Origin of the sequence: Streptomyces sp. NPDC046900 (assembly GCF_040644975.1) — a bacterium.
In the GTDB taxonomy this organism is placed as follows: domain Bacteria; phylum Actinomycetota; class Actinomycetes; order Streptomycetales; family Streptomycetaceae; genus Streptomyces.
In genome coordinates this window covers 1-14,260 of record NZ_JBEYXD010000006.1, presented here as the reverse complement: position 1 = coordinate 14,260, position 14,260 = coordinate 1, and the positions used below count along the sequence as shown (strand labels likewise).

The 14,260-nt window shown below is 70.4% G+C and carries 17 protein-coding genes; 5 read left to right on the top strand and 12 right to left on the bottom strand.

Features of this window, described 5'->3' with window-relative positions:
• Positions 1 to 235: 235 nt before the first annotated feature.
• Together ABZ904_RS08210 and ABZ904_RS08205 are read left to right on the top strand one after the other, a co-directional pair.
• On the top strand, positions 236 to 1,942 hold the full coding sequence (locus ABZ904_RS08210; RefSeq protein WP_359392813.1) for a PHP domain-containing protein: 1,707 nt from the start codon (positions 236 to 238) through the stop codon (positions 1,940 to 1,942).
• On the top strand, positions 1,939 to 2,571 hold the full coding sequence (locus tag ABZ904_RS08205) for a hypothetical protein (protein ID WP_361002849.1): 633 nt from the start codon (positions 1,939 to 1,941) through the stop codon (positions 2,569 to 2,571). Before ABZ904_RS08210 ends, ABZ904_RS08205 begins: the two co-directional genes overlap by 4 nt.
• A 6-nt stretch (positions 2,572 to 2,577) precedes the next feature.
• Here ABZ904_RS08205 and ABZ904_RS08200 read toward each other — a convergent pair whose 3' ends face one another.
• From ABZ904_RS08200 to ABZ904_RS08190, 3 genes are all read right to left on the bottom strand, one after another.
• A complete protein-coding gene (locus ABZ904_RS08200) occupies positions 2,578 to 3,225 on the bottom strand; it encodes a hypothetical protein (protein WP_361002846.1) in 648 nt (215 codons plus the stop codon).
• Between the two features lie 61 nt (positions 3,226 to 3,286).
• Positions 3,287 to 3,655 (bottom strand): hypothetical protein, encoded by a 369-nt coding sequence (locus tag ABZ904_RS08195; protein ID WP_359392819.1) that lies wholly within the window; start codon positions 3,653 to 3,655, stop codon positions 3,287 to 3,289.
• Between the two features lie 258 nt (positions 3,656 to 3,913).
• Positions 3,914 to 4,120, bottom strand: a complete 207-nt coding sequence (locus tag ABZ904_RS08190) for a hypothetical protein (RefSeq protein WP_359392821.1) — start codon at positions 4,118 to 4,120, stop codon at positions 3,914 to 3,916.
• 4 nt (positions 4,121 to 4,124) lie between these two features.
• On the opposite strand from ABZ904_RS08190, the gene ABZ904_RS08185 reads away from it, so the two are divergent.
• Positions 4,125 to 5,114 (top strand): MMPL family transporter, encoded by a 990-nt coding sequence (locus ABZ904_RS08185; RefSeq protein WP_361821891.1) that lies wholly within the window; start codon positions 4,125 to 4,127, stop codon positions 5,112 to 5,114.
• Between the two features lie 47 nt (positions 5,115 to 5,161).
• On the opposite strand, the gene ABZ904_RS08180 is transcribed toward ABZ904_RS08185, so the two are convergent.
• The 4 genes from ABZ904_RS08180 to ABZ904_RS08165 all read right to left on the bottom strand — a co-directional run bounded on the left by ABZ904_RS08180 (position 5,162) and on the right by ABZ904_RS08165 (position 6,722).
• The gene (locus ABZ904_RS08180) at positions 5,162 to 5,680 is read right to left on the bottom strand and encodes a hypothetical protein (RefSeq protein ID WP_359392826.1); all 519 of its coding nucleotides are present in this window, start codon (positions 5,678 to 5,680) and stop codon (positions 5,162 to 5,164) included.
• 20 nt (positions 5,681 to 5,700) lie between these two features.
• Positions 5,701 to 5,970, bottom strand: coding sequence for a hypothetical protein (locus tag ABZ904_RS08175; protein ID WP_359392828.1), 270 nt, complete (start codon positions 5,968 to 5,970; stop codon positions 5,701 to 5,703).
• A 217-nt stretch (positions 5,971 to 6,187) separates the two neighbouring features.
• Positions 6,188 to 6,493 (bottom strand): hypothetical protein, encoded by a 306-nt coding sequence (locus tag ABZ904_RS08170; protein WP_359392830.1) that lies wholly within the window; start codon positions 6,491 to 6,493, stop codon positions 6,188 to 6,190.
• 103 nt (positions 6,494 to 6,596) lie between these two features.
• Entirely contained in the window at positions 6,597 to 6,722 is a 126-nt protein-coding gene (locus ABZ904_RS08165) for a hypothetical protein (protein ID WP_359392832.1), read from the bottom strand.
• A 20-nt stretch (positions 6,723 to 6,742) separates the two neighbouring features.
• Between ABZ904_RS08165 and ABZ904_RS08160 the strand changes: the two genes are divergently transcribed.
• Complete coding sequence (locus ABZ904_RS08160; protein ID WP_359392834.1) at positions 6,743 to 7,666, top strand: NADP-dependent oxidoreductase; 924 nt, start codon at positions 6,743 to 6,745, stop codon at positions 7,664 to 7,666.
• A gap of 321 nt (positions 7,667 to 7,987) precedes the next feature.
• Here the strand turns inward: ABZ904_RS08160 and ABZ904_RS08155 are convergent, their stop codons facing one another.
• Positions 7,988 to 8,317, bottom strand: coding sequence for an antibiotic biosynthesis monooxygenase (locus tag ABZ904_RS08155; RefSeq protein ID WP_361002836.1), 330 nt, complete (start codon positions 8,315 to 8,317; stop codon positions 7,988 to 7,990).
• 337 nt (positions 8,318 to 8,654) lie between these two features.
• Here ABZ904_RS08155 and ABZ904_RS08150 point away from each other — a divergent pair, with 337 nt between their 5' ends.
• On the top strand, positions 8,655 to 10,571 hold the full coding sequence (locus tag ABZ904_RS08150; protein WP_361002833.1) for a cellulase family glycosylhydrolase: 1,917 nt from the start codon (positions 8,655 to 8,657) through the stop codon (positions 10,569 to 10,571).
• A 267-nt stretch (positions 10,572 to 10,838) separates the two neighbouring features.
• Here the strand turns inward: ABZ904_RS08150 and ABZ904_RS08145 are convergent, their stop codons facing one another.
• The 4 genes from ABZ904_RS08145 to ABZ904_RS08130 form a co-directional block, all read right to left on the bottom strand.
• Positions 10,839 to 11,465, bottom strand: coding sequence for an MFS transporter (locus ABZ904_RS08145; RefSeq protein ID WP_361821885.1), 627 nt, complete (start codon positions 11,463 to 11,465; stop codon positions 10,839 to 10,841).
• Positions 11,466 to 11,586: 121 nt separating this feature from the next.
• Entirely contained in the window at positions 11,587 to 11,775 is a 189-nt protein-coding gene (locus tag ABZ904_RS08140) for an MFS transporter (protein WP_361822242.1), read from the bottom strand.
• Positions 11,776 to 12,213: 438 nt separating this feature from the next.
• On the bottom strand, positions 12,214 to 12,960 hold the full coding sequence (locus tag ABZ904_RS08135; protein ID WP_361821882.1) for a class F sortase: 747 nt from the start codon (positions 12,958 to 12,960) through the stop codon (positions 12,214 to 12,216).
• 145 nt (positions 12,961 to 13,105) lie between these two features.
• Complete coding sequence (locus ABZ904_RS08130) at positions 13,106 to 13,894, bottom strand: hypothetical protein (RefSeq protein WP_361002824.1); 789 nt, start codon at positions 13,892 to 13,894, stop codon at positions 13,106 to 13,108.
• Positions 13,895 to 14,260: the final 366 nt, after the last annotated feature.

The window sequence follows — 14,260 nt, the reverse complement described above, 5'->3', positions numbered from 1 at the left end:
TCGCGTCAACAGACAGGCGGGTCAAGGGAGTCGGTGTGGCCCGCCCTGGATTCGCGACCGCGACCGCGCGTGGGGACGACCGAGTCGAACAGGGCCGAAACACCGGCTTCCGCAAGCCGCCGGCAGCACATCCGGTGTTCGTCGTTCCGCAGTTGGCGCGTGGGCCGACATTCATTCCCGCTGCCCAATCTCGGCCTCGTTGAACGGTAAATCCAATGCTGCAGCGGGAGCTGACATGGGCCACGACGGTCACGGACACGGGCATGGACACCACCATCACCACCACGACCACGGAAGCGGCGACGCCTCGTCGCTTCCGCCGGCGCTCGACCTGTCGGTGCCGGCCGAGGAGTTGACGCCCAGTCAGCACTCGCGGCGTTCCATGCTGCGCCGCACCGGTCTGCTGGGAGCGGGCCTGGCCGCGGGCAGCGTCCTCGCGGGCGCGGGCCAGGCGGCGGCGCACGGATCGTCGGCTCAGCACAGCGGGCGCTCCGGCGAGTACCTGTGGCTCGCCGGTGACCACCACATCCACACGCAGTACAGCTCCGACGCCAAGTACCGGGTCATCGACCACGTCCGGCAGGCGAACGCGCACGGCCTGGACTGGATGGTGATCACCGACCACGGCAGCGAGGCGCACGCCAAGATCGGTGTGGAGAAGGTCAACCCGGACATCGTCGCGGCCCGTGACCAGATCGACGACACGCTCGTCTTCCAGGGCCTGGAGTGGAACATCCCGGCCGCCGAGCACGGCACCGTCTTCGTGCACCCCGGCAACAACGAGGTCGCGGTGCTGAAGGAGTTCGAGAACTCCTTCGACGGCTCGGTGAAAGGGGCCTCCGCCGCCACGCCGGCCAACGAGGCGCTCGCCATCGCGGGCATCAACTTCCTCGCCGAGCAGGTTCAGCGCCGCAAGGTCAAGGACGCCCTCTTCCTGGCCAACCACCCGGCCCGCAAGGGAATCGACTCCCCGCACGAGATCCGCGCGTGGCGCGACGCGCAGCCGTCGATCGCCGTCGGCATGGAGGGCGCGCCCGGGCACCAGGCCGGCGGTGTGCCCGCGCCGAAGGGCCCCGGCGGCGCACGCGGCATCTACGACAACAGCCCCAGCGCCGACTCCTTCCCCGGCTACCCGCTGGAGAGCTACCGCACGTGGGGCGGCTTCGACTGGATGACCGCCACCGTCGGCGGCCTGTGGGACAGCCTGCTCGCCGAGGGCAAGCCGTGGTGGATCACGGCCAACTCCGACTCGCACAACGTCTACGCCGACGCCGCCGTCCGCGGCCCGAACAGCGACTTCAACGCCAACGGCCGTTACGACGACCCGGTGTACGGCGGCGGGCTCAACCTCACCGACACCGACTTCTGGCCCGGCCAGTACTCCCGTACCCACGTCGGTGCGAGCTCCTTCTCCTACAAGGCGGTCATGGACGGCATCCGCGCCGGCCGTGTCTGGGTGGACCACGGCGGGCTGATCAGCGGCCTCAACGCGCGGCTGCGTGCGGACGGACGCGAGGTCACGCTGGGCGGTGCGCTGCATGTGCGCCGCGGCAGCCGGGTCGACCTGGTCGTCGAGATCAGCCTCGCCAACGGCCCGAACTGGGCGCAGTTCGTGCCGGCGCTGTCCCGTGTCGACGTGATCCAGGGCGATGTCACCGGCCCGGTCGCGGACAAGGACGCGTTCGCCACGCCGTCCACCAAGGTGGCGCAGTCCTTCGAGGTGAACAAGGCCACGGGGGCGGTGCGCCTGACGTACTCCCTGGGACGCCTGGACAAGCCGGTGTACGTCCGGCTGAGGGGCACCGACGGCAACCGGGGCGCCGTCGGCCTGCACGGCCCCTCCGTCGACCCGGCCGGTCCGGCGATCGACGTCCTGGGCGACGCCGACCCGTGGAAGGACCTCTGGTTCTACACCAACCCCATGTGGGTCCTGCCCGCATGACCGAACAGCACGAAGCGCCCGGCGTCCACTCCGTCATCGGGGTGGACGCCGGGACAGCGACCCTGCGCGAGGCGGACCACCTGATCCACGATCTGGTGGACCGACTGGACCTTCCTCCGGACACGATCGCCTGCACCCATCTGATTCGCACCGCGGAGCGGCGTGGCACGGCGATCTCGCTCGCCGCGCCCGATGACGCCGCGGCGGACGCGGCGTGGGGCTCCTTGGCCGCACTCGCCGCAAGGGAAATGAGCGCGGCCGGTGCCGTGTTGGGGGAGCGGTTGTACGGCCCTGCCGAGTCCGCCCGCGCGGCGGCCCTGGTGGCTGCCGAGCACGTCCACCGGCGCAGCGGGCGGGCCGTGGTCTTCCCCGGCGTCCACCACCTGACCGGCACCGTCACCGTGGCGGAGGTCCTCACCCGTACCGTGATCGACCGGGTCACCGTGCTCGGCACTCCGTCGACCGGCGGTCCAGGACCCGATCCGGCCACTCCTGTGCTCACACGCGACCATGTACGTCCCGAGTGGCGGGACGGGCAGCTGCTCCTGGCCCTGGTTCCGGCCGCAGGGGGAGCCCTGGCTCCGTTCGAGGTGCCCAACCCCACGCCGTGCTGCGCGGATCACGCCTGACGGACCTCAGTTCAGCCGCGCGGTGTCGACGGTCGTGGTCTCGGTGTCGTACGCGGTGACCGCGATATAGCCGGGGTCACCGTTGCGATCCAGGTAGCAGAACACCGACTGGATACCCAAGGGCGCCTCACGCACCGGGTGTTCGGCCACGGCGGTGCGGCACTCGGCGCCCGTGGGGAGTGCCGCGGACTGCCAGGCGGCCAGCTTGCCGTTGGTGGACACCAGCAGACTTCCCGAGACATAGACGGCGTCGGAATCGCTTTCGGCAACCACCGGCGGTCTGTGGGAGAAGTCGTAGCCCGTGGGCGCACCCTGACCGTCGCTCTTCATCGTGAAGCCACGCACGACGGCGGTGGACGCCGGGGAGCCCGGGCCCTGAAGTACGACCGTGGCCGCCATCGTCCCGCCTCCGATGAGTGCCACGGCCGTCGCACCTGCGATCACCGGGTGCGCCGACGCCATGTTGAAGAGCTGCCCGATGACGGGGATGGAGAACTTGAGGTGGGTGTTCTTCTGATGGACGTGGGCGTTGTCACCCGCGTGGACGGACATCGCGGGTGAATGGTGCCGCGCGCCGGCACGGGGTGGCAGATACGTGTTGCTCTGGACGTTGCCCCCGCCGACCTGGGCACCCTTGGTCCGATCGATGTTCATCGCTGTCTGCCTTCTGCGACCCGCATCAGCGGCGCGGGCCCTTGTGTGTGGGATGGATGGCTCAACCGAAGCTGTTGTGCTGGATGTTGTGGTCGCCGACCTGGACGCCTCGGGCCTGACGCAGGTCGGCCCGGGAGGTCCCGGAGCGCGTTCCGGCCGGGTCGGTCAGGGCCGGCAGCCGTCGAGCGAGCTCCACGAGGCGCGCGTCGACGCCGCCGGTGGCGATCAACTCGCGTACCGGCTCCGGCAACCGCGTCGAGGAGTCCGCGGCTTCGGTGGCGTACAGCTCCCGGTACCTCTCGGGGAGGCGCTGAAGACAGGCCGATCTCAACGCGCCGTGGGCGTCGCGGACGGCGCTCGAGGTGGCGGTGGTCAAACAGGCGCTCGCGCCCGAGGCCGGCGCCTGTGTCACCAACGTTGCCGGATCCATCCGGGCACCTCCCCAGGAGCTTCCTCGGTCGTGCACGCGTCGATCACTCGGCGTCACAGGATGAGCACGTTATGGGGTGGCGAGCGGGTTCACATGTGGTTGATGTGAATTGTCGCCGATGGTGCACTTGCGTTCGTCCGGTGCCGACCTATTGATCGGACCGTGCCCACAGCGGCTGACAATCAGTGATGGACGCGGGGCCGCCGGCGTGAAGCTGTCTGGGTCTCCTGAGTCCAGTGACGTGGACGCTCGGCGCTGTCAGGTGCCTGCCCGGGAGCGATCCGTCCCGATCTCCTTGAGGAAGGCGAAGGCCCTGGGCAGCGGCGCGGGGCCGGTGACCGCGTGGCCGGCCGCACGGCGGGCCCGCCGGCGCAGCATCGCGCGGACCGCCGACAGCGCGGCGCACGCGATCACGGCGGCCTTCAGATCGGCGTCATCGGTGTCCGGCGGCAGACGCCTGTGCACCAGAGTGGTCAGCGTCGGAGCCGGTGCGGACAAGCCGGGCAGCGCCACCCGCCTCGCCTACGACTGGATCGCCGAGGCCGACGGACCGGGCTTCGGACCAGGTGCGGACGGGCAGGTCGTGACCGTCGTGGACCTACGCCACGCAGGCGTCCCTGCCGACCGGATCGCCGCCGATGTCACCCGGGCCTTGCAGCGCACCCCCGGCGTCGACCGGTTCACCCCCGTCACACCGAGCATGGACGGCAAGATCCTCGCCAGCACCGTGACCCCCACCACGGGCCCACAGGACGCGGCGACCACCGGCCTCCTCACCGACCTGACCGACCGCGCCCTGCCGAACGCCCTCAAGGGCACCGGCGCGCACGCCTACCTGACCGGAACCACTGCGGGCCAGTCCGATTTCCGGGACGTGGTCGGCCGCAGGCTGCCTGTCGTCGTGGGAATCGTGCTGGTGCTCGCCTTCTTGCTGCTGACGGCCGTCTTCCGCAGTGCGGTCATCCCGCTCAAGGCCGTGCTGCTCAACCTGCTCACCACCGCGGCTCCCTACGGTGTCCTCGTCGCCGTCTTCCAATGGGGCTGGGGCGACGCTCTGTTGGGCCTCTCCGGGCCGGTCCCCACCGAGTCCTACGTTCCGATGGTGATGTTCGCCATCGTCTTCGGACTCTCCATGGACTACGAGATCTTCCTGCTTTCCCGGATCGCCGAGACCTGGCGACGGACCGGGGACAACCGGCGCTCCGTCAGCGTGGGCCTGTCGGCCACGGCACGTGTCATCTCCAGCGCGGCGTTCATCATGACGGCGGTGTTTCTGGCCTTCACCGTCTCGCCGACGGTGGTCGTGAAGATGCCGGCACTGGGCCTGGCGATCAGGGTGGTGCTCGACGCCACCATCGTGCGCCTGGTCCTGGTTCCCTCGGCCATGTTCCTGATGGGCCGGGCGAACTGGTGGATACCCAGATGGCTCGACCGTCTCCTGCCCGGGCTGCACGCCTGAGGCAGCGCCGTCGGGCTGACACGGCTGAAGCACAGTGCCCGCCCCGATCAAGGGTGCGCGTTCGTCTCCTGCGCGTCCCGCCCACCGGCGTCCACCGCCTCCTCGTGTGGGCACTGGAACCGCAGCAGCCCGTATATGCGGCGGAAGAGGAAGGTCGCGACCGGCAGTTCGACGAAGACGGCGAGTGCGATGGAGGCCCAGACGGCAGGTGTGCCGAACGCGAGAGAGACATCGAACCACGCGTCGCACACCAGGAGGACGGCGGTCGCGAGCCCCGTGATCAAGACGGCGGGGTTGCGGCGCTTCCCGAGGACGGCGGTCAAGCCCAGGGCGATGAGCAGCAGGATGTCGAAGCCGACCCAGGTCGTGCGCCACTGGTGGACCTGGTAGTCCGACGGCAGCGTGACACCCAGGAGCACCGTCCAGGCGGCAAGGCCCAGCGCGGACACCGCGAACAGCTCCATGGTGTGCCGCCGGCGTCGCTCGAACCGGTCGTCACGGTCCCTGCCGCGCGCGGGAGCCGGGCGTGACGACCGCGAGGCGCTCTGGAAGGGAGTGGTGCGCACCGGCCTTTGGGTTGCCTGGCTCATCGGCGCGCCGAATTCTCGTGGGCTCCGAGTGACGACGCGGGGTGCCAGGTCGTGATGCGCCCTGTGGCGAACCACCCGAGCCCGGCCAGGAACACACCGGCCACGGCGCTCGGCAGGTGCCGGCTCAGCAGCATCACCGCGGCTCCCACATCGAGGCCAACGGCGAGGAGGACGTACGCGGCGCGTTGCCACGCCGCGCGCGGGGCGGCGACCGCCACTGGACGTTCCGGCCGGGCGCGGAAGATCCCCGGAGTGAGGTGGCTCATCGCGGTCCCTTCTCCTGCCCTGTTCGTCCGATGCCCAGGTGGGTCTCGACAGACCCAGGCACATCAGCGCCAACTAAGGGGAGCCCTTCCGATATTTCCCCGGAGACCGCCCAAGAGGCGAAATTCGGACGTGATGTGAGGCACACAGGAGCCTCACAGCAGTGGGCGCCAGGAATCCGCGTCTGCCGTTCCAGGACGACTGCCGGGCGCCGCAGGGTCAGGGTGTTGTGCGATGCGACGCGTGCGAGTCGGCGGGAGCGGACGAGGGACGGCGGGTCAGCCGCAGCGGGTGCAGCCGGCTCCAGTACGGTTCCAGGAGTTCCTCGGCTGCACGGGGTTCCCGCACCGAGGTGTCGCGGAAGGCCAGGTGCAGTTCCTCCACGCGGTCGGCCTGCGGTTTCGCGGTGCGTGCGGGCGGTGTGGGGCGCGCCATACGGCAGGCCCACCAGCGTGCCGCTATGACGGCGCCGACCAGAGCCGCGCCCGCGATGGCCAGTACCTCACGTGATGATCCCAGCTGCATGACGGGCCCCCTTCATCGCGACCCCGGTCCTCGTTGTGTCATGCCGTGTGTCCCTGAGGGCGAGTTGTATGCCTGTGCGGGCTGCGCGGCCGCCGTGCCCGATTCAGTCGCTGCGGACGGTTCCCGCCCCGGCCGTCCGCCGGCCAAGGGCGACCCTCGCTCCGGTGTGCAGAACCCTCTCGGTGACACCCGCGCCCTCGTACCGGCGCGCCTCGGAGAAGTCGGGCATTTGGGCCTAAAGTGTTTGCCATGCGTGCAATTGTTGCGAATCGCTATGGTGGCCCCGAGACCCTGGAGGCGGCGGAGGTCGATGATCCCAAGGTCGGTCCGGATTCGGTGCTCGTGCGTGTGAAGGCCGCCGGGGTGAATCCCGTCGACTGGAAGATCGTCGCCGGATTCCTCGACCCGATCATGTACGTCCACTTCCCGCTCGTGCCCGGCTGGGACGTCTCGGGCGTCGTCGAGGCGGTCGGTCTGGACGCCCCCGAGTACTCGGTCGGCGACGAGGTCTTCGGGTACGTCCGCAAGGACGAGGTGCAGCACGGCACTTACGCGCAGCTCGTCGCCGCGCCCGTGCGCACCCTCGCGCTCAAGCCCGCGTCATTGAGCTGGCAGGAGGCCGCCGGCGTGCCGCTCGCAGGACTGACCGCCTGGCAGTCACTGGCCCGGGTGGCCGTCGCCGCGGGCGACACCGTCCTGGTTCATGCGGCGGCCGGCGGTGTCGGGTCGTTCGCCGTGCAGATCGCCGTGGCCCAGGGAGCCCGGGTGATCGGAACGGCCGGCGAACACAACCACGACTTCCTGCGCTCCCTGGGCGCCGAACCCGTCACCTATGGCGAGGGCCTGGCCGACCGGGTGCGGCAGCTGGCGCCGGAGGGCATCGACGCGGCCGTGGACTACGTGGGCGGTGGCACGGTCGCCGTCTCGCAGGAGCTGCTGAAGGACCGCTCCCGCGTCGCGTCCATCGCCGACGCCGAAGTGAAGCAGCGCGGTGGACACCATGTGTGGGTCCGGTCCGACAGCGCGGACCTGGCGGCACTCGCCCGACTCGCCGACGCCGGCAAACTCACCGTTCATGTCGAACGCGCCCTGCCGCTTGCCGAGGCGGCCGAGGCGTTCCGTCTCAGCAAGACCGGACGGACCCGCGGCAAGATCGTCCTCGAGGTCGACTGATCCTCACCTGGGCGGCGCCGGTGTGCCCGCGCCGCCCCCGAGACTCACGGCCGACAAGGCTGTCCGGTGGTCGGCGAAGCGGCCCGAGGTACGGCCACAGCGTTCCGCGTTCGACGGCGAGTGACCGGGAAGGGCCGGTCCTGCCTCGGCTCCGGGCACCGACGGCACCCGCCGCGTCCTGAGCCGCAGCTTCCGCGATGGCCGGAACCAGCCGTACGACCGGGCGCCGGGACCGGACCGGCGGAGCAGTCGGGCTTCGCCGTCGTCCGGGCCGGGCGGCGCGAGGCGAGCGCGCCGCCCGGCCCCGCGGTGACAGAATGCCTACGCGCTCTTCGGTGCCGCCTGCTGCACCACGTCGAAGGACCACAACGTGGACCCGCTCGCCGCCGGCTTGGGGCGCTCGCCGCTCTCCGCGCCACCGCCCTGATGGGCCGCCTTCATGGGGCCCTCCAGCCAGGCCTGGAACGACTCCTCGTCACGCCACCGCGTGTAGACGAGGTAGCTGTCGGTGCCTTCGACGGGCCGGAGGAGTTCGAACCACTCGAACCCGTCGGAGCCCTCCACGGCATGGGCGCGAGAGGCGAAGCGCTTCTCCAGGGTCTCCCGCTGCTCGGCCGGAACGGTCAGTACGTTGATCTTGACTACGCTCATGGCCCCATCCTGCCGCACCGCGGCCGTGAGACGGTGAGCGGCTGGCCCTGCCGAGTGTCACCAGTGGCCGACAGGCGGGACGGGCCGGCGGGTTTCGGTCGACGGCACCCGCCCGGCCAGGGGCCGCTGGTCAGAGCCGCCCGTGGCCGGAAAACCCGGCGGTTGCTCCAAGTACCCACGAAACGTGGGCTGTTGAGCCATAGACTGACGGCCGTCGTCTGCCCGAGGCCATGTTCGGCTGCCGTGCGGAGAAGCGCCGGCCGGCTTCCGCGCACTGGGTCGCCCTCCGGCTGCGCCAAGCCTGTCCGCGCTCATCCGCTCGCACACAGAGGCCCGTATGCCCACCAGAGTTGTCCAGTACCTGACAGGGGGAGTAGGTGCGGCCCTCCTCCTGCTCGCCGCGGCACCCGGGACGGTCGTCGCGGTCGCCGAGCCCTCGGCCTCCACCGCGTACACCGCGGCCCCGGCAGCCGACACCTGGCAACCGCCGCTGTCCACCCGCGGCCGGTACATCGTCGACGCCGCGGGCAACCGCTTCCGGCTGAAGTCGGCCAACTGGGACGGTGCGCAGGGCTCGTGGACGGGCAACGGCAGCATCTCCGATGCCGCCAACCACCACGCCGGACAGGACTCCTACGGGATACCCCTCGGCCTGGACCGTGCCCCCCTGTCCGAACTGCTCGCCGACTTCCACGAACTCGGTATCAACAGCATCCGGCTGCCGTTCTCCAACGAGATGATCCACACCACGGCCGCCGTACCGGACGTCGCCGTCACAGCCAATCCCCAGCTTCGTGGCAAGACGCCGCTGCAGATCTACGACGCCGTGGTGGCCGCCCTCACACAGGACGGCTTCGCCGTCATCCTCAACAACCACACCAACACCTCCCGCTGGTGCTGCGGTATCGACGGCAACGAGCGCTGGAACAGCAGTCAGACCACCCGGCAATGGGCCGACGACTGGGTCTTCATGGCCCGCCGTTACGCCGCCAACCCCCGTGTCGTGGGCGCCGATCTCTACAACGAGGTGCGCCGGGACATCATGGACGACCCCAACTGGGGCCTGGGTGACGACCACGACTGGTATGCCGCCGCGCAACTCGCGGCCGACCGCATCCTCACCGAGGCCGACCCCGATCTCCTCATCTTCATCGAAGGAATCAACTGGACCGGCCTGCCCGTCGACGGGCTGCCGCACGGCCGCCCCACCCTGACGCCCGCGCGCACGCTCTCGCACACCCTCGTGGCCACCCACAAACTCGTCTACTCCGCGCACTTCTACGGATACACGGGCCCCCGTCACAGCGGTGCCACCGGCATCGGGGAGACCCACGACCCCCGCTACCAGGACCTGACCCGCGACGAGCTGTACCAGGCTCTCTACGACGAGGCCTTCTTCGTGTCCGAGGACACCGGCCGGCACTACACCGCACCGGTATGGATCAGTGAATTCGGCATCGGAGCGGGCGAGACGGGAACCGCCGCCCGCGCGTGGTTCGGCAACATCACCGACTACTTCGCCGACCGCGACGCCGACTTCGCCTACTGGCCCCTGGTCGGCTGGGAGGGACACGACGACTGGGCCCTGCTGCGCTATGACAGCTCGGGCCACAGGTACGGCATCCTCGACCAGGCCGACTGGCGCAGCACCGCGTGGAACCACCTCATGACCTCACCGACCATCACCGGCCCCGTCGACCCGGTGCCGACCTGGCGCATGCTCTCCACCGATCACGGCGACTACGTCCAGTCGCTCCGGGTGCGAGCCGGTGGTGACTGGGACAACGGCGCCTACAAGGCCGCCTGTCCCGACGGACTGCGACTGATCGGCCTCAGCCACACCGCCGGTCGCGGACTGTGCACCGACGTCACCACCGGTGACCTGCGCGCCGCGGGCAACGCCCAGACGGTCGTCACCGACGAACGCTACGTTCCCGCGGGCGGTGACTGGGCGTCGGGCTACACCAAACTCCAGTGCCCGTCCGGCCAGTACCTCATCGGCTACAGCCGTCGCGGTGCCCGGGTGTCGGCGGCCCTGTGCGTCCCCGCGGTCACCCCGCAGGCCGGCACGGGACGCACGGTCTGGTTCGACCGGTCCGACAACCGCCCCGCCGACACCGCGGGTGGCGACTTCGCCTACGGTGACTACAAGGGCCAGTGCATCGACGACGAGTACGCTGCCGGGATCGCCTTCACCACACGTGTGGGGAGCAGCGCCGGGCCCGCGGCTCTGCTCTGCCGCAAGATCTCCTGAGGCCCTCCGCTCATGGCCGGGCCCGGCGCCGGGGCAGTGCACGGCGGCTCGTCCGGCCTCGCGGTGGGCCGCGGTCGGACCATGCGGGCTTCAGACCCGGACGGCCGCCGCGTCGGCGGCCGTCCGCAGCATGCTCGGCGTCGGGGCTGCACGCGGCCCTCAACAGTACGATCTACCGGGACTGCCCGCGGGTTCACGGCGTTTCGGTTCTCGGTAGCGGCCGCCGCGAGGGCCGTTCCCCGGGAGCGCGGTCCTCGTGATCGCCGATCAGGGCGGGGTGACGCGTGGGGCGAGTTTGATGGCCTGGATGCCCGAGAGTTCGTCGAGGGAGGCGCCGCGCGGCTCGACGCGGTAGGCGAGGGTGATGAGGAATCCGCCCGCACAGGCCGCGGCCACCCCGTACAGCAGTGCGGCCTCGCCGATGTTCGCCAGCAGTACCGGGAAGAGGAAGGTGCCCAGCGCGGCCCCGAGTTTGCCGCACCCGGCGGCGAATCCATGTCCCGCCGAACGCATCTCGGACGGGAACACCTCGGCGGGCAGGGCGAAGGTCGTGGCGTTGGGCCCCAGGTTCATGAAGGTGTTGAACACCCCGAACCCGACCATGACCAGGGCGAGGTGGGCGTTGGCTCCGCCGGGCAGTTGCGTGCCCACGGCCAGGACGCACAGAGCGATGGTCATGACCGCGAACCCGGTCAGTTGCAGGGGCACCCGGCCGACCCGGTCGACCAGCAGGATCGCCAGTGCGAAGCCCACGACCAGGAAGGCGTCCAGCAGGGCGGTGCCCTTGGTGGAGGCGATGTCGTCCGCGATGAACGTGGTGTGCGCGCCGCCCAGCGCGAAGGACGCCAGCAGGGTGGGGGTGAAGATCCCCACCCCGTAGGTCGCGATGTCCATCAGGAACCACGGCGCCGCGGTGAAGATCGTGCGCCGGCGCCAGCGTTGTGAGAAGAGCTGCGGCTGAAGGAAGGCTCCGAGGCCTTCGGGCGGTGGCTCGTGCCGTTCCTTGTCCGCGGGGTCACCTGGACGGGGTGCCGACGAGCGCCCGGCCCACCTCGCACGCCTCCCGTTCACGGTCGTTCTGGGCGAGCCAGCGGGGGCTCTCCGGCACCCGGCGGCGCAGCCAGATGATGATCAGAACCGGCACCAGCCCGAATCCGAGCATGATGCGCCACGAGGTGATGTGAGGCCGGGTCAGCAGGATCACCAAGGGGGGCGCCGCACGCCATGTTGCGGACGGAACCTCGACAGGTGCGGACGCCAGGCGACGCGTCCGGACCACGGCACTCGAACGGGCGACCAACTCGATGCGGGACAACGGCCCGTGTGGAAGTCGGTCCTCATCGGGGCATGCTTCGGATCGGCTGCTGAGAGCGTGTGAGTGGCCCGTCCATGGAGGACGTGGTCCGAGGCGGCGGGCAGAGCGGGAGCAGCGGACCTCGATGGTACGTTCGTCGGCCCGCCGTATCGCCGGCCGCAGGTCCTCCATGCCTCAGGCGCGCGGCCCGTATGTCGCTGGAGTCGACGGGAACCGAGCCGACCCGGAGCGCGCGATTCTCGAGTCGGGGTCGTGCGGCGACCTGCCCTGCACAGCACTGACCCGCCGTACGGGACGGCGGGTCGAGGCAGCGGGCCGGTTGATGTCTCAGGAACGTCCCGATGTGTCGAGGTGTGCGAATACGACGACGTTGGACTGGTATTCGTGGGCGCTGTGGTTGTAGGTCCCGCCGCAGGTGATGAGCCGCAGCTGGGCGGTCGGGGCGTCGGCGTAGACCCGGGCGTCGGGAAAGTGGGCCTTGCTGAACGTCTGGACCGAGTCCACCTTGAAGCGGGCGGTGATGCCGTCGGCGCGGGTGATGTCCACTGTGTTGCCCGGCTTGAGGAAGCGCAGAAACACGAAGATCGCCGCGCCGGTCTTGGTGTCGACATGTCCCACCACGACCGACGTTCCTCGTTCGCCCGGTGAGGCTCCGCCCTTGTACCAGCCTGCAAGGTTCTTGTTGGTGAGGGGTGGAGTGTTCAGCTGTCCCGAAGGGGCCAGGGACACGTCCGTGAACGGTGCGTTCACCCCGATCTGCGGAATCACGATCCGTTTTGGTTCCGACCGCGGCAGCGCGGGCCCCGAGGGACGTGCCATCGCATTCGGTCCCGGCAGCGGCGGGGCTACGGACGGGGGCGGTCCCGGAGGCGCGACCGGGTGCAGAGGTGTGGGCGGGGCGACGACGGCCGGTACCTCCGGCGGCTTGGCATCAGCCGGAGGCGCCAGCGAGTGGTGGATGAGCAGGGCGCCCAGGGCCACCGCCGCGGCCGGCCACAGCAGAGCAGGGCCGACATTACGTGAGGGAGCTCGGCTGGGGGTCTCATCGGGCGGGGCCTGCTGCGAGAGAGTCATTGGACAAAGGCCTGTTCATCAACTGGAGCGGCGGTCGGACATCCGCGGGCCGGCGGGACGCCGGCACCGCGGCCGCAGCCGCGGGCGCTGTCGTCCTTCCCAGGGCGACAGCGCCCGCGACCGAACGGCACCCGGCAAGGACCGATCAGGCCCCGACAGCATCCGACGCGCTCCGGCGCCGCAGCATGTAGGCACCTGCGCCGAGACCGCCGGCCAGGAGCAGAGAGCCCGCGGCCAGGCCGCTTCCGGACTCCGCGAGACCGCCGCCACCGGCCTTCACGCTGCCGCTCGGGGCCGCCTGCTGCCGCTCGGACGACTTGCCGTGCTTCTTCTTCCACGGGTTGCCGCCTTCCTCGGCTCCCGCCTCGGCTCCGGCGTCGCCTCCGGTGTCCTCACCGGCCGCGGCCGGCCCGTCGCTCTCGGACTCAGCCCCGCTGTTCGGGTCGCCGCCCTCCGACTGCTCTTCGTCGCCGCCGCCTTGCGACTTGCCGCCCTTCTTCCACGGGTTGCCGCCGTCGTCGGCCAGGGCCATGGCCAGGGCACCGCCGCCGGCCTTCACACCGCCGGTCGGGGCCTGCTTCTGCTCGGGCGACTTGTCGTGCTTCTTCTTCCACGGGTTGCCGCCTTCCTCGGCTCCGGACTCTTCCCCTCCCATGTCCGGGGCGCCAGGGTCGGCCTGCGCGCCACCGTCGGCCTGCACGCCATCGTCCTCCTGCGCGCCATCGTCGGACTGAGGCCCCCCGCCCTCCTCCTCGTTCTTCCCCGACGACTTGTGGTCCTGATTCTTTCCGTGCGGTTTGCCGTGGCTGCTGTGGGAATTACCGTCGTCCGACGCCCGAAGTCCGACCAGCGACACGGCATGCGCGGCGGGAGCGGAGAGCGCGACGGCCGCGGCAACCGCCGCGGAGGCGAACATTGTCCGGGTCACTCGCATCAGAGGTAGTCCTTTCGCCGCCACCGCGAAGGCCAGCACCACGCCGGCACAGCGGAATCGCAGCAGCAACGTGACAACCCTCAACCGACCGGCGCCCCTCACCATCGAAGGACACGGCCCCACGACCCAGCCCGTACGCTGTTCGAGTGCCTTTAGGCCTAAAATCAACCCGGTCGGCAGCATCCCGTCAGCACCAGCGAGCAGTGACATTTCCAAGGTGCGCGTGCGCGTTCCGGTACCGAGTTGTCGCAGGCACATCCCCTGATGACGCCGCCCAGGCACTTCCCGACGCAGAGACCCGTGCCCACACCGGCACCGAGGCCCACGCCCACGCCCATCCCAAGGCCGGGACAGTCGCCTACCCCC